General features: G+C 52.6%; 22 protein-coding genes. All 22 read left to right on the plus strand.

Going from position 1 to position 22,802, the window contains the following annotated elements:
• Positions 1–411: 411 nt before the first annotated feature.
• The 22 genes from HZA73_04990 to HZA73_05095 all read left to right on the plus strand — a co-directional run bounded on the left by HZA73_04990 (position 412) and on the right by HZA73_05095 (position 22,788).
• A complete protein-coding gene (locus HZA73_04990) occupies positions 412–948 on the plus strand; it encodes a CDP-alcohol phosphatidyltransferase family protein (GenBank protein ID MBI5805380.1) in 537 nt (178 codons plus the stop codon).
• Positions 949–975: 27 nt separating this feature from the next.
• Positions 976–1,971, plus strand: coding sequence for a tetratricopeptide repeat protein (locus HZA73_04995; GenBank protein MBI5805381.1), 996 nt, complete (start codon positions 976–978; stop codon positions 1,969–1,971).
• Between the two features lie 48 nt (positions 1,972–2,019).
• Positions 2,020–3,123, plus strand: a complete 1,104-nt coding sequence (locus tag HZA73_05000) for a DUF362 domain-containing protein (protein ID MBI5805382.1) — start codon at positions 2,020–2,022, stop codon at positions 3,121–3,123.
• Positions 3,124–3,152: 29 nt separating this feature from the next.
• Complete coding sequence (locus HZA73_05005; GenBank protein ID MBI5805383.1) at positions 3,153–4,016, plus strand: putative phage abortive infection protein; 864 nt, start codon at positions 3,153–3,155, stop codon at positions 4,014–4,016.
• A gap of 114 nt (positions 4,017–4,130) precedes the next feature.
• On the plus strand, positions 4,131–4,688 hold the full coding sequence (locus HZA73_05010) for a hypothetical protein (protein ID MBI5805384.1): 558 nt from the start codon (positions 4,131–4,133) through the stop codon (positions 4,686–4,688).
• A gap of 128 nt (positions 4,689–4,816) precedes the next feature.
• Positions 4,817–5,413 (plus strand): isoprenylcysteine carboxylmethyltransferase family protein, encoded by a 597-nt coding sequence (locus HZA73_05015; protein ID MBI5805385.1) that lies wholly within the window; start codon positions 4,817–4,819, stop codon positions 5,411–5,413.
• A 350-nt stretch (positions 5,414–5,763) separates the two neighbouring features.
• A complete protein-coding gene (locus HZA73_05020; GenBank protein ID MBI5805386.1) occupies positions 5,764–6,501 on the plus strand; it encodes a class I SAM-dependent methyltransferase in 738 nt (245 codons plus the stop codon).
• Positions 6,502–6,804: 303 nt separating this feature from the next.
• Positions 6,805–8,679, plus strand: coding sequence for a penicillin-binding protein activator (locus HZA73_05025; GenBank protein ID MBI5805387.1), 1,875 nt, complete (start codon positions 6,805–6,807; stop codon positions 8,677–8,679).
• Between the two features lie 180 nt (positions 8,680–8,859).
• Positions 8,860–9,099 carry a hypothetical protein gene (locus HZA73_05030; protein ID MBI5805388.1) on the plus strand — a complete coding sequence of 80 codons (240 nt, stop codon included), beginning with the start codon at positions 8,860–8,862 and terminating at the stop codon, positions 9,097–9,099.
• A 20-nt stretch (positions 9,100–9,119) separates the two neighbouring features.
• Positions 9,120–10,181 (plus strand): DNA polymerase III subunit delta', encoded by a 1,062-nt coding sequence (gene holB, locus HZA73_05035; GenBank protein ID MBI5805389.1) that lies wholly within the window; start codon positions 9,120–9,122, stop codon positions 10,179–10,181.
• The gene (locus HZA73_05040) at positions 10,178–10,969 is read left to right on the plus strand and encodes a stage 0 sporulation protein (GenBank protein ID MBI5805390.1); all 792 of its coding nucleotides are present in this window, start codon (positions 10,178–10,180) and stop codon (positions 10,967–10,969) included. The genes holB and HZA73_05040 overlap by 4 nt, the downstream gene beginning before the upstream one ends.
• The gene (gene metG, locus HZA73_05045) at positions 10,966–12,951 is read left to right on the plus strand and encodes a methionine--tRNA ligase (protein MBI5805391.1); all 1,986 of its coding nucleotides are present in this window, start codon (positions 10,966–10,968) and stop codon (positions 12,949–12,951) included. The genes HZA73_05040 and metG overlap by 4 nt, the downstream gene beginning before the upstream one ends.
• 536 nt (positions 12,952–13,487) lie before the next feature.
• The gene (locus HZA73_05050; GenBank protein MBI5805392.1) at positions 13,488–14,273 is read left to right on the plus strand and encodes a SagB/ThcOx family dehydrogenase; all 786 of its coding nucleotides are present in this window, start codon (positions 13,488–13,490) and stop codon (positions 14,271–14,273) included.
• A 45-nt stretch (positions 14,274–14,318) separates the two neighbouring features.
• A complete protein-coding gene (locus HZA73_05055; protein ID MBI5805393.1) occupies positions 14,319–15,341 on the plus strand; it encodes a carboxypeptidase-like regulatory domain-containing protein in 1,023 nt (340 codons plus the stop codon).
• Positions 15,342–15,469: 128 nt separating this feature from the next.
• The gene (locus tag HZA73_05060; GenBank protein MBI5805394.1) at positions 15,470–16,030 is read left to right on the plus strand and encodes a nitroreductase family protein; all 561 of its coding nucleotides are present in this window, start codon (positions 15,470–15,472) and stop codon (positions 16,028–16,030) included.
• 8 nt (positions 16,031–16,038) lie between these two features.
• Entirely contained in the window at positions 16,039–17,385 is a 1,347-nt protein-coding gene (gene vsr / locus HZA73_05065; GenBank protein ID MBI5805395.1) for a DNA mismatch endonuclease Vsr, read from the plus strand.
• Position 17,386: 1 nt separating this feature from the next.
• Complete coding sequence (locus tag HZA73_05070) at positions 17,387–17,974, plus strand: HNH endonuclease (GenBank protein ID MBI5805396.1); 588 nt, start codon at positions 17,387–17,389, stop codon at positions 17,972–17,974.
• A gap of 101 nt (positions 17,975–18,075) precedes the next feature.
• Positions 18,076–18,768 carry a hypothetical protein gene (locus HZA73_05075; GenBank protein MBI5805397.1) on the plus strand — a complete coding sequence of 231 codons (693 nt, stop codon included), beginning with the start codon at positions 18,076–18,078 and terminating at the stop codon, positions 18,766–18,768.
• Between the two features lie 93 nt (positions 18,769–18,861).
• Complete coding sequence (rfaE2, locus tag HZA73_05080) at positions 18,862–19,356, plus strand: D-glycero-beta-D-manno-heptose 1-phosphate adenylyltransferase (protein ID MBI5805398.1); 495 nt, start codon at positions 18,862–18,864, stop codon at positions 19,354–19,356.
• Between the two features lie 61 nt (positions 19,357–19,417).
• Positions 19,418–20,197 (plus strand): hypothetical protein, encoded by a 780-nt coding sequence (locus tag HZA73_05085; GenBank protein MBI5805399.1) that lies wholly within the window; start codon positions 19,418–19,420, stop codon positions 20,195–20,197.
• 21 nt (positions 20,198–20,218) lie between these two features.
• Positions 20,219–21,934, plus strand: coding sequence for a proline--tRNA ligase (locus HZA73_05090; protein MBI5805400.1), 1,716 nt, complete (start codon positions 20,219–20,221; stop codon positions 21,932–21,934).
• A gap of 269 nt (positions 21,935–22,203) precedes the next feature.
• A complete protein-coding gene (locus HZA73_05095; protein ID MBI5805401.1) occupies positions 22,204–22,788 on the plus strand; it encodes a nucleotide exchange factor GrpE in 585 nt (194 codons plus the stop codon).
• Positions 22,789–22,802 lie beyond the last annotated feature (14 nt).

Below are 22,802 nucleotides of genomic sequence, written 5' to 3' on the forward strand. Positions count from 1 at the left end.
AGAAGACAGCTGATTTGGTACAAAACGTAGCCTTAACCCTGTTATGTTCTTTTTCTTTTTGTGCCGCCCCTTCGTTTGCAAGGTAAATAGCCGTCTCAGGGCAGGCTCCAGAAAAAGAACCAAAAGAAAAAGCTCGTCGCTGAAAACTCTCCTGGCCATGCTTACGCTAAAGCTTCAGCAGGCCCGCGCTGCGCTTCTCGTTGCCGGCGGGCTTGTCTGAACTCGGGCTTTGGCCAAGCCCTCAAACATGCAGACAAGCTTTTTCCGCCGTCAACTGCGATGCTCACTGATCGTTTTAACGCGACATACCGGGGTTGGCACCGGTTGTTCAACCAGTTTCCTGAGCTGATTAGGTAAGCATTCTCCATTTTTTCTTGACTTTAAAGCAGGGTAAGGTTAAACTTATGCGTCATGAACAAAAATCTCAATCTTCCCAATATCCTCTCGCTGGCCAGGCTGGCACTGCTGCCGTTCATAGTGCTTTGTTTGAAACACAACCAGAACGGGATGTTGCTGGTCCTGCTGTTTCTAGCCGTGCTGACCGATTATTTCGACGGGTTCTTTGCCCGCCGGCTGGGGCAGGTCACGGATTCCGGAAAGATACTGGACCCTTTAGCCGACAAGATCTGCGTCAACACCCTGACCATGGCACTGTGGCTGTGGCGGGGATTTCCGTTGTGGGCGGCCGTTCTGATAGTGGTCAGGGATTTGATGATTGTGATTGGTGGGTTGTTGATTATGCGTAAGAAAAAAGTAGTGCCTGTCTCCAACTGGCCGGGGAAGTGGGCGGTCACCTTCATGGCGGCCACCATCATCTGCTATTCGTTGAACTGGCAGCCCTGGGGGTTGTACCTGTTGTATGTTTCGGTGGTGATGGTTTTTATATCGGGGGTGGTTTATCTTGCCAGGTTTCACAGGAACGGTTCGGGGAGTGAGAATCCAAAGTAGAGATAACAGTAGAAAGGGCAGCGGTATATGGAAAACATCAACTACGAAGTTTTGTCAGGCTTATTGATAGTCTTGTTTCAGACAAAGCACACACCTTCGAATCTTAGTGTGACCAACCCGGTGAAATGGCTGGACAAAGCCAGGAATATATACGGCCCGGACGACCCCAGCCTGGTGCCTTTTTTGCTTAATGTGGCCCAAGCCTTCTTATTATACGGGACCACTTATCAGACAGTGGGTCCGGTTCCGTCATACGGGCCTACCAACTGCAATAACGCACTGCCACATCTGGAAAAGGCTTACGAGATCCGCAAAAGAAGCTCGCCTCCCGACAGTCTGGAAATGGCCGAAGTGATGGCTCCGCTGGGCACCTGCCTGGCTTTTATGGGAAAGCACGACCGGGCCGATTTTTATTTGAAAAAGTCCCTGGAGATCCGCGAGTCTAAACTGGGCAACGATAATCCCCTGGTGGGGCGGGTGCTTTTAGGCATGGCCATGAACCAGATACTGCAGTCGCAGCCGGGCGCCCAGCCGGTTATTGTTAAAACGATGCTTTCGGTCAACCCGCTGCCGGTGCATATGCTGCCTCCCGCTTCCCGGGAATATGCCTCCAGGTCTTTGGCTATCTATAATGATCTGCAAAAGCAGAAATACGGGCAGGAAACCTGGTACAAGCAGGATAACGCCTTCAGCTTTGACGCCCAGGAAACCGCTTTCAAGCTGTATGAGGACGAGGGAAGCGATCTGATGGATAACATCAAGGCCATCAAGGAAGCGGAAGGCGGGCCGCAAGGCGGCGGCTGTTTTGTGGCTACCGCCGTTTACGGCGATTATGACTGTCCCCAAGTGATGGCGCTGAGGAAGTTTCGGGATGAGAGGTTGCTGCCGGATCCCCTGGGACGGGCCGTGGTCTTCCTGTATTATACAGTAGGGCCTTATCTGGCGATGGTGGTGGGCAAGTTGCCGTGGCTGTCAAAGGCCCTGCGCCATCTTTTGAATGCCGTGATCAGAAAAATCAAATAACATCCTTCACGGCTAAAGATAAATAATAAACACAGCGAGGTTCCGGATATGCCAAGCCAGGTCTATTTCACCGATTTCAGCGAATCGTCCCAGCGCAACATCTACGCCAAGCTCTCTGAAATAATAGACAAAATGCCGCTCTCCAAGGTTGTGGCCAAGGGCGACTTGGTGGCGGTCAAGGTCCATTTTGGCGAGCGGGGCAACACCGCCTTCGTCCAGCCGCACTTTGTGCGGGCGGTGGTGGACAAGATAAAAGCGCTGGGCGCCAAGCCCTTCGTCACCGACGCCAACACCCTGTACGTGGGCAGCCGCTCCAACTCGGTGGACCACCTGGAGACTGCCCACCAGCATGGGTTCACCTACTCCTCGCTGGGATGCCCGGTGATGATCGCCGACGGCCTGCGGGGCGGGGCGTATGTGGAGGTCGCGGTCAACGGCACCCACCTGAAGAAAGTGAAGCTGGCCCACGACCTGTACAAGGCCGACGCCATCGTCTGCGTCACCCACTTTAAGGGCCACGAGCTGGCGGGCTTCGGCGGCAGCATCAAGAACCTGGGGATGGGCGGCGGGGCCCGGGGCGGCAAGCTGGCCATGCATTCGGACGTCACGCCGGTGATCAAGGCCGAGAAGTGCATAGCCTGCGGCAAGTGCGCCGAGAACTGCCCGGCCGATGCCATCGTCATTGATAAATACGCGGTGATAGACCCCAAGAAGTGCATCGGCTGCGGCTCGTGCATAGTGGTCTGCCCCACCCACGCCGCCCGCAACGGCTGGGACACCGGGGCCCAAAAGATGCAGGAGAAGATGGCGGAGTACCTGGCCGGGTTTGCCCAGAACAAAAAGGGCAAGATAGGATATCTGAATTTCATCATGAACGTCTCGCCGGCCTGCGACTGCTACGGCCACGCCGACAACCCGATAGTGCCGGACTTAGGGCTCTGCGGCTCGCTGGACCCGGTGGCCATTGACGCGGCCAGCAACGACCTGGTGATGCAGGCCGGGGGGAACAAGAACTCGGCGCTGGAGAAGGCCCACAAACCGGGCAGCGACAAGTTCAGGGATATTTACGCGGAGGTGGACTGGGCCTGGCAACTGGATCATGCGGAGAAGCTGGGACTGGGGAGCAGGAAGTATGAGTTGGTGACAATATAGAAAACAAATCAATAAAGTAAGGTTACATCATGCATAAAAACAATAAAGCAAACATTTGGGTTTACATTCTGCCAAATCTATTTATTGTATTGTCATGGCTTATATATTTATATGTGATAACACAAAAATTAACCTGTTGGGAACAACGATCTGGTTTTGGGGATATGTTTGGTGCGCTTAGCGCGTTATTTACTGGTTTTGCGTTTGCTGGGGTGATAATAACAGTATATTTACAGAGAGAAGAATTAGCTTTACAACGAGAAGAGTTATTTACAACAAGGGAGGAGTTTAAGGCACAAACAAAAACTTTCAATAAGCAATTATTTGAAACTTCTTTCTATCAACTTTTAAATTACCAAAACAATATTGTAAAAGAAATGGATCTGCGTACAGTTGTTGTCAATAGCAATGCTATCGGTAGAATTTGCTTCAGAGAGTTATATGATATATTTAAAAGAGAATATTGTGAAACAGTAAGGGACATGAAAGACCAGGAAGAAATAAACAACGCGATTCACGCTTATGAAAAGTTCTATGATAATAATCAGCCATTTGTCGCACATTATTTTACAAATTTGTACATAATGCTTAAATACATTGACAATGCTGAATTTATTGGAAGTGAAGACCAGGTATATAAAGAAAAAAAGTATTATACGAATATCATTAGGGCACAATTATCTACTTATGAATTGTTGCTTTTGGGTTATCATAGTTTAAGCACAATAAATCTAAGGTATAACGGTATTTTGAATAAATACAACATATTAAAATTCCTACCAGCAAATAGATTGTTAAAACCTGAACATGAAACAGTAATAAAAAATATACTGGAGTTTACAGCAAACGATGAAGAATGGTCAAAAATAAGTGGTAAAAGCAAGGGTGGCTAAGCTAAGATTATGTAAGGGCCCGAACAATATAAACCGCTAATATACCATATTCCCATACTAACTTGTAAATTAAGACCTGTTTTTAATTAGTAATTAGTAAAAAAGGAGTTGTATATGGGATTAATGATTCATAGCTTAGAAATGCTTTCGCAAAATGCTAGAAGGGACTATTATATTTATATTCTTGATTATGGTTGGCAAGAACCCTTGTCGCAAACTTTGCGAAACAATTTTCAAAACATGGCCGAGAGAGCATCGAAAAATGAATCGGCCGTTATAATTGGTGTGGGTGATGTCGGTCATTTTGACACAGAGGTTTTGTCGTGGCATAATATCAATGGTGATAATGCTGATGAATTATTACCGGCGATACTGATTACTCGTACTAACCCCCATGATTTTAAAAATATGGAGACAATTCGTAATCCCGATAAAGACTTTTCTTTTATTCTCATACCAATAAAAAAGGTGTGTAAAACAGAAACAGAGGTCGTCGCTTTAATTAAAAGTATTTTTAAAGATATTGAAAGTAAAAAAGATCTCAAGGGTTTTAAAGTAAGTAAGGAATTGAAACCGGGCATTGGGGGAGCCATTGTTAAATCGATAATTCTTGAACCAAATTTTAGTGGTATTGGTTTTAGTTTCAACAAACTGAAAGATTCTTTAAAATAAGACCTTGTCAGCCGTAGCATAAAATAATTTAGTTGGCACATGTATGGTAAGCACAACTGCTTTGGATGCATAACTCGTAGCACGATTCATCTAATTCGTAGCACAAAATTAAACCATAAAGGAAACATATGGCACTCAAACAAACCCTCGGCAACCTGTTCTTCAAATGGCGCAGCTACACGCCTATCCCGCTGCTTTTGGCGGCCCTCTATTTTGCCAGGCCCACCTGGTGGTCTCTGGCCATCGGCATCGCGGTCACTTTCATGGGCGAGGCCGTCCGGATCTGGGCGCTGTCCTATGCCGGCGGCAGCACCCGCACCCTTTCCCCGGACGTGGGCCGGCTGATCACCGGCGGGCCATTCGGCTTTGTCCGCAACCCGCTGTACGTGGGGAATTTCCTGGTCTCGCTGGGGGTGTGCCTGGCCGCCTGGCCCTGGATGCCCTGGATGATCCTGGTCTTCATCGGCGCCTTCTTTTTGCAGTACGTGTTCATCGTGGCGTTGGAGGAGGAGACCCTGGCCGGCAAGCTGGGAGCTGAGTATCAGGAGTACTGCCAAAAAGTACCGCGCTGGCTGCCGCGGCTCAGCCACTTCGGCCCGCGCTTTCCGGAAAAGGGCGACACCAAAGCCGCTTTCCGGGCCGAGCGCCGCACCCTGCAGACTTTGTGTATCACCTTGCTGGCGGTGGTGGGGATCTTCATGTGGCGGGTGATGAAGGGATACTAGGACCAAAATTGCCACAGAGACACTGAGGCACAGAGGGTTAATCAATATTTGGGATCTATGAATTGGGTTGTTAGTCTTACTCTGTGTCTCTGAGCCTCTGTGGCCGGTTATTTTTCTAACAACTATGAACAGTGTGCTGTATCTGCATAACCCTGCAGACCGTGTGCATCACCTTGCTGGCGGTGGTGGGGATCTTCATGTGGCGGGTGATGCAGGGATACTGACGGTTTTTTGCCACAGAGGCTCAGAGACACAGAGTGATACTTGCTCTTGTTAATGTCTGGTTGTAGATGATTGAATTTCCCTCCGTGCCTCAGTGTCTCTGTGGCTAAGTTTGGGTAATTTTAACTATGAACAGTTTGCTGTATCTACATAACCAGTATCAGCGGCAAGCCGCATGGACCAAGGCTCTACGGCTTTCTCTGTACCGCAGGGTACAACTGGCCGGGAAGAAGAACATCCTGGAACTGGGATGCGGCAGCGGGGTCATCCTAAGCGAGATCTCGGAGCGCACGGAGGCCCGGCTTTGCGGGATAGAGGCCGACCCCCAAATGACGGCCCTGGCCAAAGCCCAATATCCAGGCATAGAATTCAGGACGGCCCGGGCTGAAAAGCTTCCCTTTCCGGCCAACTCTTTTGACCTGATAGTCACCCACTACTTCTGGTTGTGGCAGAAAGATCCCGAAGCCGTCCTATCTGAGGCCCTCCGGGTCCTAAAAAAAGGCGGGCACCTGATCAGCCTGTGCGAGCCGGACTATATGGGCCGCATTGACGAACCGACGGAGCTGGGAGGGATAAGGGATTTGATTTTAGGGACACTGGCCAAACAGGGCGCGGATCCGGGCCTGGCCGGTAAACTCGAAACTCTCATGTCCCAAGCCGGGTTCAAGACCGAAGCCGGGCGGCAGGATGGCTGCTGGGACTGGCGGGAGTACCGGAAGCAGTTTGACCGGGAATGGGAATTCATTGAGGATCTGTGCGGCTTTGGGAAGAGGCTGGAAGCTTTGAAACAGAAGGACCTTCAGGCGGTGGCGGAGAAAAAGAGAAGGATGTGCATGCCGGTGCGCTGGGTCATAGGACAGAAGTAAAGACCGTTTTTTGCCACAGAGACTCAAAGACACAGAGGGGTTTAATTTTTATAGCTTGTGCATAAAAACACAAAAAAGGCGTGTCATAAACTACCATTAAAAAAACCGGCTGGGCCGGTTTTTTTGTTGTAAAGCAAGGACCTTATGCCCATCCCTCTCCTAATGCTTTAGGAGAGGGAAAAGGGTGAGGTCAAGCGGCATTTTTATTGTTGACAGAGCCCTAATTGCTTGCTATACTTACAGTTTATATGATGGGGCAGTGGGCTTTAACCAGACATAAAAATATCATTTCAGGTGAATAAAATGAAAAAATACGGCGTAATATTGTTGTCACTTTTGACGGTTTCCTGCGTTACCCTGCAGCCGGCGGTGGACAAGAAACCCCCAGTATCACAGGACCAGAAAGCCAGGGAGGAACTGCGGCTGAAAAAGGAAGCAGAGGCCGCCGGCCTCCTGGAAAAGGCCAAAGAACAGTATTCCGAACGCAAGCCGGCCGAGGCGGCGGAGACACTGCAGCAGTTGCTGGCCAAGCATCCCGAGACGCCGGCGGCCGCGGAGGCTCTCTACCTGACGGCACTGTACCGCCTTGAGCTGAAACAGACAGACCTGGCCTTGCAAAACGGCTTCAAGCTGACCGAGAAATATCCCGATTCCGAATTTTGGGCCAAGACCAAGAAGGTGCTGGGCGACTGTTACACCGAGAACAAGGACTATGTGAAAGCCGGTCAGCAGTATCTGGAGGGCATGGCCAAGGCCAAGGCTCCGGAGGACCGCGAGACCATCAGGCTGCCGCTGCTGACGCTGATCAACGAAAAATTATCCGCGGGCGAACTGCGGATACTCTACAAGACATATTCCACTACTGAGACCGCCCCGGCCATGGGCCTGAGATTATGCAAACTGGAGCTGGAAGCCAAGAACATTTCCGAGGCTAAAAAACTGCTGGCGGACCTCGCCAAAAAATATCCCGCCAGCGGAGAGGCCGGAACCGCCAATCTTCTGTTATCCCAGTTGTCCGGTGAGAACACCCTGATCCCGGCGGTCCCGGTGGAAAAGAAGATCGGCCTGCTGGCGCCCCTGACCGGCAAGTTCGGGGAATTCGGGCTGGCGGTGCAGAACGGGGTGGAACTGGCATTTGAGGAATACAACCAGAAGGCCGCCGAAAAATTCAAAATAGTATCGTCCGACACCAAGGGCGACGCCATCGATGCGGTCAAACAGGCCCGGCGGCTGGCCGACTCCTCCATGGTGATGGGGCTGATCGGCGAAGTGCTTTCCACCGCCACCATCGCCGCGGCCGGGGTGGCCGATGTGTTGGGCGTTCCCCTGCTTTCGCCCACCGCCACCGATGACCGGATCTCGACCATCGGGCCCAACATCTTTCAGCTGAACCCCAGCCTGAGCTGGCAGGGGCCGGCGGTGGCCCAGTACGCGGTGAAAGCCCGGGGTTTTAAGACCCTGGCCATGCTGTATCCCGACGAGGGCGCCTGGGAATCGGTGGCCCAGGCTTTTGCCAGGGAGGCCGCCAAGCTGGGGGCCAGGATGGTCTATGCCCAGGCCTACACCCCAGGCACCACCGACTTCAAGGCCCAGATCGACCAGCTGCGGCTGGTGAAGGTGGACGCGTTGTTCCTGCCGGCCTCGCCCTCGGACATCGTGATGATAGCGCCCCAGCTGGCCTACAACCAGGTGAAGCTACAGTTATTGGGCCCGGAATCCTGGGGAGACCCCAAGGTTTCGGCCCAGGGCGACGTTTACGTGGAGGGGGCCATCTTCGCCGTGCTTTCGGAAAGCTCGGAGCTGGCCCAGTCCTCGGCCGCCTTTGAAGAGCGCTTTAAGAAGCGCTACGGCAAGCCGCCGTCCAAGCAGGCCGCCCAGGGCTACGATGCCGCCAGGATCATGATCGCCGCCTTGCAAAAGAACCCGGCCTCCCGCCAGGAACTGCGGACCTATCTGACCAGCGGCGATTTCACCAGGCTGAAACTCTCGGGCCAGGGAAGCTTCGGGCGGTTCGGGGCCCAGCCCAAGGCCAAGATGATGACCATCAAGAACCGGCAGGCGGTGGGCCTGGATGAAGCGGCTGCGGCCAAGGACAAGAAGACCCCGGCCCCGGTGAAGAACGAAAAGGCCAAGGCCGACAGCACCAAGAAGGAAACACCCAAGCCGAAGAAACCGTAATGGGACGCTGATTAACGCGGATTACGCAGATAGATCTAATTCTTCATGGGAGCTTATAAAGAAACCATGAAAGCAGGAAATTGATTATTAAGACATTATCAAGAGAGTTCAGGAAACAGGTTGTTTAACTGGTGCCTACCCCGGTTGTCGCGTTAAAACGATCAGTGAGCATCGCAGTTGATGGCGGAAAAAGCTTGTCTGGCCTGTTTGAGGGCTTGGCCAAAGCCCGAGTTCAGACAAGCCAGCCAGCAACGAGAAGCGCAGCGCCCGGAGAGTTTTAAGCGACGAGCTTTTTTCTTTTTGGTTCTTTTTCTTAGTTGGCGGTACAAAAAAGAAAAAGAACACAGTCCGGTATTATCTGCGTTTTTAAAAGTCACTATTTTCTTTAGACTTCTCCCAGGTAAGATAGATAGTCATTAATATTTGTAATCAGTCTTATTGTGAAACTGTTTTCCAGCATGATCGGCCAGGAAGTGGCCAAGAAGATACTGCGCCGGTCCTTTGAGGAAAACCGGCTGGCCCAGAGCTATCTGTTCTACGGCCCTTCCGGGGTGGGCAAGGAGATGGCGGCCTTTGAGCTGGCCCAGGCCCTTAATTGCACCGGGGTGGAGGCCCCCTGCGGCGCCTGCAGTCAGTGCAAAAAGACGGTGGAGTTCAACCACCCCGATCTGCACTACGTCTTTCCGGTGCCCCATCCCTCCGGCGAGAGCGACAAGAAAAAACTGGCCGAGGAGATAGCCGAGCTGCTGGCCCGGAAGGCCGAAAAGCCTTACCTGTCGCTGGATTTCGACCGGCCGGTGGCCATTACCATAGACGACATCAGGGCCCTGCAGGCCAAACTTTCGCTCCAGCCCTATCAGGGAAAAAAGAAGGCGGTGATCATAATCAAGCCCGAGGCCATGACCACCGAGGCGGCCAACGCCTTCCTAAAAACCCTGGAGGAACCGTCCCCCACCACCAATTTCATCCTGGTCTGCGACAAGCCCAACGCCCTGCTTTCCACCATCCTCTCCCGCTGCCAGAAGATCCGCTTCATGCGGCTGGACAGGGCGGCGGTGGTCCAGAACCTGGAGGAGCGCCACGGGCTGGATCCTGCCCAGGCCAAAATGCTGGCCTCCCTTAGCCAGGGAAGTCTGGGGCAGGCCCTGGAGATGATGGACCTGGATCTGCTGGAGGAGCGCCGGATGGCCGGGGACCTTTTGCGGGCCGGGCTGGAAAAGAGATACGCCGAGATGATGGAGGCCATAGACCTGGCCACCGGCGAAAAGGGCCGCCCCCAGCGGGTGCTGGAGCTGATGTCGGCCATAGCGCTGGAGGCCCTGCACCCCGAGCCCCAGGCCTCACCTGAAATATTATCCCTGGCCCGGCTGCTGACAGAACCGCAGCTCAATAGGATCACCGCCAACATGGAACTGGCCCGGACGGCCCTGAACCGGAACGTAACCCCCAGGCTGTGCCTGATGGCCGCCTGCAGTCCCGATATAATAAAAGAGGAGCTATGAGCGAAAACCTGATAATGGTGCGCTTCAAGGAAGCGCGTTCCAAATACTATCTCAATCCCCAGGCCTACAGCCTGGTCCCGGGGGAAATGGTGATCGTCACCACCGATAACGGCGAGGAGCTGGGCGCGGTGGAGGGCGAGCGGGCCATTCTCAAGGAAAAATTCAAGGCGGCCGGAGAAGTGCTGCGCAAGGCGGCGGAGGAGGACATAGTGAAGTTCCAGGCCAACCGCAAGCGCGAGACCGAGTCCTACCAGGCCTGCCTGGACCTGATCCACCGGCACGGCCTGCAGATGACCCTGGTGGACGTGGAGGCCAAGTTCGACGGATCAAAACTGACCTTTTACTTCACCGCAGAAAAGCGGGTGGACTTCCGTTCCCTGGTGCGGGACCTGGCCGCCATGTTCAAGGGCCGGATCGAGATGCACCAGATAGGGGTGCGGGACGAGGCCCGGCGGGTGGGCGGGCTGGGGTTATGCGGCCGCCAGCTGTGCTGCGTGGCCTGGCTTAACGAGTTCGAGCCGGTGACCCTGAAGATGGCCAAGGAGCAGAACCTGTCCACCACCTCCAACAAGATGCTGGGTCTGTGCGGCCGCCTGATGTGCTGCCTGACCTACGAAGACCGCTATTACGAGGAGGCCCACCGCAGCATGCCCCGGGTGGGTTCGGTGGTCGTCACCCCCAAGGGCCCGGGCACGGTCTACAAGGTGGACATCTTCAAACAAAAAGTGATGGTCAGGTTCGAGGAAGGCCACGGGGAATTCGAGGTAGCGGAGGTTTCCAAGAAATGAGCAAGTTCTACATCACCACCGCCATACCGTTCGTCAACGCCAAACCGCATATCGGCTTTGCGCTGGAGACGGTGCAGACCGACGCTTTGGCCCGCTATCACCGGCTGTTCGGGCGCCAGGTGCGCTTTTTGACCGGTTCTGACGAGAACAGCCTTAAGAACGTGCAGACCGCGGAGAAGGAGGGGATCCCCACCGAGGCGCTGGTCAAGCGGAACGCCAAGTTCTTCGCCGACATGCACGATTACCTGTCGCTTTCCAACGATGACTTCATCCGCACCAGCTCCGAGGAACGCCACAAAAAGGGCGTGGAAAAGTTATGGCAGGCCTGCCTGGAGAACGGCGACATCTACAAAAAGCGCTATCAGGGGCTTTACTGCGTGGGCTGCGAGGGGTTCTACACCCCGGACGAACTGGTGGACGGCAAGTGCCCGGAGCACGAGACCGTGCCGGAAAACATCGAAGAGGAGAATTATTTCTTCAAGCTGTCCAAATACCAAACGCAGCTGGAGGAGCTGATAGGATCCGACCAGTATCTGATAACGCCCAAGACCCGCAAGAACGAGGTGTTGTCCTTTGTCCGGAGCGGGCTGGAGGACATCTCGGTCTCCCGTTCCAGGGAACGGGCCAAGGGCTGGGGCATACCGGTTCCCGGCGATCCCAATCAGGTGGTCTATGTCTGGTTCGACGCCTTGTCCAACTACATCAACGCACTGGGTTACGCCGATCCCGGACAGCTCTTTAAGGATTTCTGGACCGACTGTCCGGAACGGGTGCACGTCGTCGGCAAGGGCATCATCCGCTTTCACGCGGTCTACTGGCCGGCCTTTCTGATGTCGGCCAAGGTCGCTTTGCCCCACAAACTGCTGGTGCACGGATACATCACGGCCGACGGGCAGAAGATGTCCAAGTCTTTGGGCAACGTGATAGACCCCGAGGCCATAACCAAGCGGTACGGCACCGACCAGGTGCGCTATTTCCTTTTGTCGGAAATATCGACCACCGGCGACGGTGATTTCAGCTATACCCGGGCGGAACAGAGGATCAACAGCGACCTGGCCAACGATTACGGCAACCTGGCCAGCCGGATATTCAAGATGATGGACAATTACTGCGGAGGCCTTGTCCCGGAAGCCGGGAAGCCGGGAAGTTCAGACGATGAGCTTCTCTCCAGCGCCACCGGCTTGGGTTTGAGGGTCAAGGATCTGGTGGATAAATTTGACCTTAATGAAGCCATAGTCCAAACCATGGACCTGGTAAAGCTTACCAACCGCTACGTGGAATCCAATGCCCCCTGGAAGCTGTTCAAAGAAGGCAACCAGGAGCGGATCAACCTGGTCCTGTACAACGCGGCCGAGGCCCTGCGCATCGCCAGCATCCTGTTGTCCCCGGTGATGCCGGGCAAGTGCCGGGAGCTCTTATTGCGATTGGGGGTGGAGGAGAAGGACATCACGCTGGCCAAGGCTTCCGAATGGGGTCTTCTGAAGGCGGGGCAGAAGATATCGGCCGGGGAACCTCTCTTTCCCCGAATAGACACAAAAACGAAAGATGAAGGCAGAAAACAAATGACGGAAGAAAATACCAAAGCCGAAAGTGAAATCACTAAACCAGGGGCGTCGAACAGCATACAGCCTACAGCTGACAGCATAAAGCCAGTTGAAGAACTGATAGATATAGACTATTTCAAAAAAGTAAAACTGCGGACCGCCGAGATCATCTCCGCCGAGAAGGTGCCCAACGCCGACAAGTTGCTGCGCCTGCAGGTGAAACTGGGCGGGGAGACCCGGCAGGTGCTGGCCGGCATAGCCCAATGGTACACCCCGGAATCGCTGGTGGGCCAGCAGGTGGTGATAGTGGCCAACCTGAAACCGGCCAAGATCCGGGGGCTGGAGTCGCACGGAATGCTGCTGGCGGCCCAGGACAAGGACGGGGTGGTGATACTTACGCCGCAGCGCAAAGTGGAGACCGGCGGAGAGGTGCGTTGACCCCTCCCATAATCCCTCCCCGATGCGGAGAGGGAAACAAAACGGCATAAAGGTTTTAAACCCCTCCCGGTTCTTTGTTGCGATAGCCTAAAGACTATCGCTAGAATCCATCAAGGCTTGTGCTGAGCGGGGCCGAAGTGCCTCTGGTAAGGCCTGACGAGGTAACCCGATTCATCGGGGTTGATGATTAGTAGCGATGTCATTCATGGCATCGCATAAAAAGAAATTATTAAACCAGCAGGTGAAATATGTCAGAGATCATCAAAAAACTTATAGCCCTCAAAGATACTGAGCGCAAGATACTGGTGGGCGAAATCCTGGAAAGTCAAAATAATCTATGGGTGGCGTTGTGCCTTTTGCTTAAACAAGCCGATGAACCGCTACGGGAAAAATTCTATGCCAGTCTGTCTTCCGGATGGAGTGAATACATCAAAGAGCTGGCGGCAAAGGAGGTGTCACTCAAACCGGGGCAGGAACAAAAAGCCCTGGATGAGATATCCCGGATGTTAGATGGCATTGGGGCCAGGATGGAGAAGATGGAGAAGAACACCATCAAGGCCAAGAAGCAGACCCTGAAGTTCCGCGAGACCATGAAGGCCGGGTTCATCAAGCTGGAGAAGGTGATCTCGGACCAGACCAAGGGACTGGAGCGCGGGCCGCTGCAGAAGGAATATCCAAAAGACGCAGAGGTCATTGAACTGCCCAAGCCGGATAAATCCGTTTTAAAGAAATCAGACATCTTCGACTGCATCGGCGACCGCCAGAGTCGCCGCAAGTACACCGACGATCCGCTGACCTTGGAGGAGCTGTCCTATCTTTTATGGGCCACCCAAGGGATAAAAAAGCTGATGGCCAACGGCAAGGTCGGCCTTCGCACAGTTCCCTCCGGCGGATGCATGCATCCCTTCGAGACATATCTGGCAATAAACAATGTCACTGGTTTGAAAAAGGGAATGTACCGCTACCAGCCGGTGGATCACAAACTGGTCAAGCTTTTTACCGTACCGTCGATGCCCAGGAAACTGACCAAGGCGTCCCTGGGACAGACATACGTGGGCAACTGCGCGGTGACCTTCATCTGGAGCGCGGTGCCCTACAAGACCGAATGGCGCTATTCGCTGGAAGCCAAGAAGATCATATTGCAGGATTCCGGGCACCTCTGCCAGAACCTTTACCTGGCCTGCGAGTCCATCAACTGCGGGACCTGCGCCATCGGGGCTTATAACCAGAAGCTGTTCGACAAGCTGTGCCAGTTGGACGGCAGGGACGAGTTCGTGGTCTATGTGGCGCCGGTGGGGCGGGTGGCGGGGGAACAAGTTTGAAATGTTTGCCACCGCCGTCGGCGGGGTGTCGCCAGCGGCGACAAAATGTTGGAAACGTTTAAAAAGTTGGGAAAGGCCGTTATGCTGAAAAAATATTTATGGGGTGCAATAGTTCCGGTGCTGGCAATATTTATTCTAAGCGGCTCCGGGGCAAGACCCAAGAAAGAAGGACTGCCAAAGCAAAATGCTGATACCGTAAAGTATCAAAGCATTATGAAAAAGCAAACCTCTAAAGACACATCCATAACGTTTGCCGGACCTAATGGAAGGATAGCTGGAATAGTTGTTGATCTAGAAACTAAGGAACCGATACCTGGAGTAAATATCACTATAGTTGGCACCAACTTCAATGCAAAAACAGATTCAGCCGGTAAGTACACCATTGTTAATGTTCCGGTTGGCACATATGCGGTAGAGGCCCAAAAGAAAGGGTACCAAAGCCAGAGAATAACAGGCCTCAAATCCATAATGAGTTTTAGAACCCCGGTCAATTTTCGGCTTAGATCAAGTGTTATTGAGATGGAGGGTACTGTAGTAAAAAAACCAAACATCTATCTCTACCCCACAAAAAAGGAAACGCTGACCGTACAAGTACAACCAATAGGGAAAATAACAACTTCCATTCCTGAGTACAACACAGGCTGGAACATCGTGGTTGCTCCCGGTGGCAAGATAAATGATACCTACGATTATTTGTTCTACGAAGCAAAGGTAAATTATAACTTTACCCTTGATGCCGGCTGGGTTCTGCAGAGTTCTAACTTTGACCGCAGGATGAACGAGATACTGGTGAATATTGGTCTGAATGACAAGGAACGCACAGATTTCATGGCATACTGGCCCAAGAGGATGGACTGGAAGAAAAAATACTGCACAGCCTATTATCTTAAAAGAAACGAGATAGATCAGGCCGTACCGCTGACTATCTCAAAAACCCCGGAATCCTTGTTGCGGCTGTTCTTCAAGTTTGTGCCGACGGACACACTGGTCACAGTTCCCGAACCGAAGATCGAGAAATTCCAGAGAATTGGTTTTTCGGTGGTGGAGTGGGGCGGGATACTGGATTGAAAGGGCAATTGGAGGGAACGGAACTCATCCCCCGTCCCCTTCTCTTATATATTTTTCAAGAGAAGGGGTGTAGGGGTTGAGTTCGCAGCCTCTAAACTGATTTGACCAAAAACAACCAGGATCAAAAAATGAACCAAATCTTAGAAACCATAAAATCCCGGCGCAGCATCCGCCAGTTCAAGCCGGAGCCGCTCAGGGAAGCGGACCTGGCGGCCATCATAGATGCCGGGTGCTGGGCGCCCAGCGCCATGAACGGGCAAAGCTGGCACTTTACCGTGGTTCGCAGCCAGGAACTGCTGGACCGGATGAGCGCCCAGGTGCGGGACCTGTATAAGGACATCGACAGCCCCCGGATCAAAGAGCGGCTGAAGGACCCCAACTGGCAGGCCTTTTACCGGGCCCCGGTCATGGTGGTGGTCTCAGGCCAGCGGGATGCCAAGTTCCACCAGACCGACTGCGCCGCCGCCACCCAGAACATGCTGCTGGCCGCGGCCTCGCTGGGCATCGGTTCGTGCTGGATCGGGATCATCGCCCAGCTGTTGGACAGCCCGCAGGGTGCGGACTTCGTCAAAGAGCTCGATATTCCTTCAGGATACAAGGCGCTGTATGCCGTGGCGCTGGGCTACCCGGACGGGGAACAGCCGCAGGCCGCCCTCAGGAAAGAGGATGCGGTGAAGTATATTAATTAGCATTTATTATGACTGATAGATTGTTAAAATCACAGCGCAGTGAAAACATGCGCCGTATATGTTCCAAAAACACAAAACCTGAATTAATTGTCAGGCGTTTGTTGTATTCTATGGGGTATCGCTTCAAATCAAACGATAACAGCTTGCCTGGCAAACCTGATATAACAATTAAAAAACATAAGATAGCAGTTTTTATACACGGTTGTTTTTGGCATCAGCACAAAAAATGCAATGAAGGGAGAATCCCTAAGACTAAAATTAATTATTGGAAACCAAAGCTTGAAGCCAACGTTAAACGGGACAAGCAGAATGCCAGCGCGCTAAAGAAACAGGGCTGGAAGGTTCTCAAATTGTGGGAATGTGAAATACAGAATGAAAATGCGGCAAAGGATAAAGTTGTAAAATTTATGAATTCATCGGTTGTGTATAAATCAATAGAAATATGTACGGGTGCAGGCGGCCAAGCATTGGGTTTAGAGCAGGCAGGTTTTGAACACACTGCTTTGGTTGAAATTGAACCCATTGCTTGTGATACATTGCGTAAGAACCGGCCCCAATGGAATGTTGTTCAGGGCGATGTAAAATCATTTCAAGCGGATAAGCATCGCGGCATCGATCTTCTTGCAGGCGGCATACCGTGTCCGCCATTCTCAATTGCAGGTAAACAGTTGGGGGCAAAAGACGAAAGAGATCTTTTTCCGGAGGTCATCCGTTTGACGCTGGAATGCAACCCAAAGGTGGTAATGATAGAAAATGTTAAGGGATTGTTAAGTGATAAATTCGCCCCATACCGTGTTTTTATAGAAGATGAGTTTAATAAAATGGGATATAAATGCAACTGGAAATTGCTGAATGCCTCAGATTTCGGAGTGCCACAATTAAGGCCAAGAGTAGTCTTCGTGGCGTTAAAGGATGAGTTTGCACAATACTTTAAATGGCCCGAAGGAAAGAAAAATGGAAAAACAGTGGGTCAATCCTTATTGGACTTAATGAAAAGCAATGGGTGGGAAAAGGCAGAAAAATGGGCGGGGAATGCAAACGCAATTGCGCCCACCTTGGTCGGCGGTTCAAAAAAACATGGTGGTCCAGATTTAGGGCCTACCCGGTCAAGAGAAGCATGGGCGTTGTTAGATGTTGATGGTTCTGGGTTGGCAAATCAACCGCCCAATAAAGAATTTATTGGAAAACCGAAATTGACAGTTGAAATGACCGCTATTTTACAAGGTTTCCCAATTAGCTGGAAAATTGCAGGCAGCAAAACCGCATCTTACCGGCAAATAGGGAATGCTTTTCCCCCGCCAGTAGCAAAAGAGGTCGGAATATCAATATTAAAGGCACTTAAAAAAGAGGTTTAATATGCCTGACAAAATTGGCTCAAGGGCAAAACTGCGCAATTATTTTCAGAAGCATGTTGGGAAAATACTTGATTCGGCAACGCTTAGAAAAGTGGCAGGGACAAGCGAGTGGGCCCGCCGGGTCCGGGAGTTGCGCAATGAAGAGGGTCTGCACATCATTACTCACAACGATAGAAGCGATTTAAAACCTGGGCAATACATACTTATTGACACAAAGTTATTGCCAGCCTTTGATCGAGGTATTTCAAAGGAAACACGTTCAATTGTGCTTGACAGAAATGGCTATACTTGCCAGATGTGCGGTGTAGCGGCTGGCGAACTGCACCCATTTGATGGGAGAAAAGTCCGTTTGCATATAGGTCATATTATCGATAAATCACAAGGTGGTAGTGATGATTCCGCAAACTTGCGGGCGGTTTGTTCTGTATGCAATGAGGGAGCATCTAACATAACAGTAAACAGGCCGGATTCGGTAAAACTTCTGATGCAGATAAGACGAGCGCCAGGAAGTGAACAACTGAAAGTATTACAATGGTTGATGACAAAATATCCCATACAAAGTAAAGAGTTTGTAAAAAAGCTAAAGTGAAATATTTTGCAAACAATATTGCAAAAAAAGAAACTTCAGTTTCTATTTGGCCGTCGTTGCCTCCCCGATACGACCGGGCGTTACGCCTGGCGGTAAGTTATATGCAGAAAAGGTTCAAACCGACAGCCATCATTGCCTCAGGCACCATTATCCGCGGGAAGCCACACGCCAACAGTGATCTGGACCTGTATGTCATTCACCGGAAGCCATTCATGCAAAGGGTTCAGAAGCGTTTTAACGGAGTGCCGACAGAGATATTTGTCAACACTCCTACTACGGTCATCAAACATCTCATGTCTCAAAGGGAGATGAGGCGTCCCATAACCGCCCATATGATCTCCACCGGTTTTGTGTTGCTGAACAATGAGCCGTTGCTGCCGAAACTGACAGCCAAGGCCAAACAGATCCTGAAAAATGGACCGGCCAAACCGGCCAAGCTGGACATCGTGCATGAGCGATATTTTGCCGGGTCGTTATATGAGGATTCGCTGGACACGGCCCAGCCCGATCCAGCTACCGCTGCCTTGATCCTTTCCCAGGCGGTCAAACAGATGCTGTTAATGGCAGTGATGCTGGCCGGCAGGTATGAGCCCCGTGATAAGGACCTTTTACAGGCAATAAAAGAGATCGATCCGACGCTGGCCGCTTGGGCCAGATCGTTTTACACTGCGGCATCGCTGAAGACAAAACTTGGCCTGGCGGAACGCATTGCCGATAGAACCATCAAATGCCGGGGATTCATTGAATGGGAAAGCAAGCCGGTAAAGGTGAAGGTACTGGACGAGAGCAAATAGTTGGATTGTTTTTGACCTCACCCACTTCGGCCTTGCTCAGTGCAGGCCTGCCCCTCTCCTAAAGCATTAGGAGAGGGAGTGAGAAAGGAAGTAATGGTAGAGAACATGCTTAACAAGATAAAATCAATATCAGAGGCCCAAACCATCCGCCAGCAAGCCAGGGCCGCAGGCAAGAAGGTGGTCTTCACCAACGGTGTGTTCGACATCCTGCACCGGGGGCATGTGGAGTACCTGCAAAAAGCCAGGGAGCTGGGAGACCTGCTGATCATCGGCCTGAACTCCGACTCCTCGGTCCGGCGGATCAAAGGGCCAAAGCGGCCGCTGTGCGGCCAGGAGGACCGGGCCATCGTTCTTTCGGCGCTGGCCTGCGTGGACCATATCGTGCTGTTCGACGAGGACACCCCGCAGAAGCTGATCGAAGCTTTAGTTCCAGACATCCTGGTCAAGGGCGCGGATTATTCTGTCGAGCAGATCGTGGGCGCAGACATCGTCTTAAAGAACGGGGGCGAGGTTTTGCCGATAGAGCTGACGCCGGGGAGGTCCACCAGCGGGCTGATCAAGAAGATATTGGATATTAATTCAAAATGATAAATGTAACCCTTCGACAAGCTCAGGGTTCATGAAAATTGCAATTTTTAGGAGAATAGAAATGAAGAAAACCCTGCTATCTGCGTTCTTGGTAATGGTTGCCGCTTCGTGGTGCCTGGCCCAGACCGACAGCCTGCCGGTCCCAACGGCTGAGCCATGCCAATCTGCTCCTTGCGCGGAACCCTGCCAGTCTGCTAACTGCAATTCACCGTGCCAATCCGGGCCCTGCGCAACGCCTTGTTGCCCTGCTGCTGTGGCCGAACCGTTTGTTCCCAAGTGGGCGGTGGGGGCATCCATTCAACAACTAACAGATATACCAGGCACATTCTTCATTGAAAGGTTGTGCAACAAAAACATTCTGCAGATATTTATTGCAGCCGATTACAACGGGAGCATTGAACCCGACGGGGAGTATTATGACGGAAAAACAAATGATTTGTATATATCCTTAGGCGCGACCGGACTGAAAGAGATGAAAGATTGTGGCAGGTACTTGAGGTTATATTTTGGTTTGAGCCCGGAATTATTTTACGACAGATATGCCCGTACATATTATGATTATAGAGACAGCACTTACTATGACAGATATTCAACATATTATGGCGCAAAGCTCAGGGCTTTTATTAAGGCAAGCTTTGTAAAAGAAATGAACCTTAAAGGCGCCATATTCCAAAATGAATTATCGGTTATACCAATAAGTTTATATTCGCGAATCAGATATGATAGGGATTATGATGAATACAGCTGGGGCGATCATGAATCCAGTTTTTATAAAATATATTACGGGGTAAACCTTATAACGGCAGGCTCAATTACCTACAGCATAAAATACTTGTTCTAATAATTACAGGAGGCTACTTAATTGCTCTGGAGTAAAGCGTTCATACCCACGTTAAAAGAGGTCCCGGCCGAGGCCGAGATGATCAGCCACCAGCTTATGCTGCGGGCCGGCCTGGTCCGGCAGCTGACCGCCGGGGTTTACGAATACCTGCCCCTGGGCTGGAAGGTGATGCTGAAGGTGATGAAGATCGTGCGCGAGGAGATGGACCGGGCCGGGGCCCAGGAGATCTATCTTCCAGCATTATGCCCGGCCGAGATCTGGCAGGAGAGCGGCCGCTGGGAAAGCTTCGGCGACGAGATGTTCCGTTTAAAAGACCGCAAGAAGCGGGAATACGCCCTGTGCCCCACCCACGAAGAGGTGATCACCGACCTGGCCCGGGCCCAGCGCTTCAGCTACCGCGACCTGCCCCAGAACTGGTACCAGATGCAGGTGAAATTCCGGGACGAGCCCCGGCCCCGGGCCGGAGTGATAAGGGTCCGGCACTTCACCATGAAGGACGCCTACAGTATGGACCGCGATCAGGCCGGATTGGACCAATCTTACCTGTCCATGCGCGAGGCCTATAAACGGATATTCTCCCGCTGCGGCTTAAAATACTTCATCGTGGGCGCCTCCTCCGGGCTGATGGGCGGCAGCGGCTCCCAGGAGTTCATGGTCCCCTCGCCCTCGGGCGAGGACACCTGCGCGGTCTGCGAGGCCTGCGGCTACGCCGCCAACATCCAGATCGCCTCCTCCAAGCTCCAGGCGCCGAAATACCAGGACCTGCCGCTGCTGGAGGTCTCCACTCCGGAAAAAAGGACAGTGGAAGAGGTCTCCCAGTTCCTGAAAGTCCCCGCCTCCCAGCTGATGAAGAGCCTGCTGTACATCGCCGACGGCAAGCCGGTGTTCATCTTAGTGCGGGGCGACGACGAAGCCAACGAGGACAAACTGCAGAAGGCCATCGGCACCGCCACCTTCCGCCCGGCCACCCCGGAGGAGGTGCTTAAGCACACCGGGGCCAACGTGGGCTTCATCTCGCCGGTGGGGATCAAGGGCGTCAGGATCATCGCCGACCATCTTTTAAAGGACGCCACCGGGCTGGTCTCCGGGGCCTGCAAGGACCACTTCCACTACCAGGGCATCAGCGTCAACCGGGACCTCAAGGTCGACGAGTACGCCGACATCAGGACCATCAAGAACGGCGAGCCCTGCCCCGAGTGCGGCAAGCCCATGGGCCTGACCCAGGCCATAGAACTGGGGCACATCTTCAAGCTGGGCCTCAAATATTCCCAGGCCCTCAACGCCAATTTCACCGACGAGGACGGCACCCAGAAACCGCTGGTGATGGGAAGCTACGGCATAGGCATCGACCGGATAGCGGCCTGCGTCATCGAACAGAGCCACGACAAGGACGGGATCATCTGGCCGGCGGCGGTGGCCCCCTACCAGGTGCTGATCACCCTGCTGGGAGATCCTTCGTCCGAAGCGGGCCGGCTGGCCCTGAAGATCCACGACGACCTGATCCAGGCCGGCTTCGACGTCCTTTTGGACGACCGCCCGGAGCGCCCCGGCTTCAAGTTCAAGGACGCCGACCTGACCGGCATCCCGGTACGGATCAACGTGGGGGAAAAGGGCCTGCGGGAGGGAATGGTGGAGATCCGCCAGCGCAAGGACGGACAGATAAGCAAGGTTCGGCCCGAGGAGATCAAGCTCAAACTGCAGGAACTGACCGCGGCCCAGATCTGGCCGGGCAGGTAAGAACGAGCGTTTATCCACAGATTTCGCAGATTTACGCAGATTCTTCATTTATTTTCTCCAAATATGGAAGGCCCATTAGCAATAACTATTATTGCTTGACAAAATCCCAATAAATGATTATATTTATTTAACGGGGAACCTGGCAAAATCTACCACGGAAACACGGAAAGGGGAATCCTATCGAGAAGGTCATTTTTATTCGGTATTTCCGGTTTTCAGTGATTCCGTGGTAAAAAGATCGTTGTTTCCCAAACTCAAGGAGACGTTAAGTGACCGAGGAAAACAAGGGAATGGTAATGTACCGCAAGCTCAGAGGCCGTTTGAAGGAGCTGATGGGCCAGTCCACCCTGTACCGCCAGATGGCCGACGAGAACTTTGACAAGTACTTAAGGGCCATGGCCGACCTGGATAATTACCGCAAGCGCACCGCCAAGGAATACCTGGAGAAAGAGGGCGACGCCAACCGCAACCTGGTGGCCAAGATCCTTCCGGTGCTGGACAACCTGGACCGGGCCCTAAGCTCGTCCAAGGAACTGTGCGACCGGGACGAGAGCTTCCGTTCTTTCTACCTGGGCGTCCAGATGATAGACCAGCAGATCCACAAGATCCTGGAGGCCGAAGGACTGTCCATACTCAAGAGCGAGGGCCAACCGTTCGACCCCAACAAGCACGAGGCGGTGCTGGCGGTGGAAAGCCGGGAACACCAGCCCGATACGGTGCTCAACGAGGTGGAGAAGGGATTTTTGTTCCGGGATAAGATCCTGAGACCGGCCCGGGTGACGGTTTCCAAGTTTCCGTCAGAACCGGAAGCAAAGGAAGAGGATCCACCCAGCGATCAGATTAATGAACAGTAAACCAACATCAGACA

The organism is candidate division TA06 bacterium (assembly GCA_016235665.1).
Taxonomy (GTDB): domain Bacteria; phylum Edwardsbacteria; class AC1; order AC1; family EtOH8; genus UBA5202.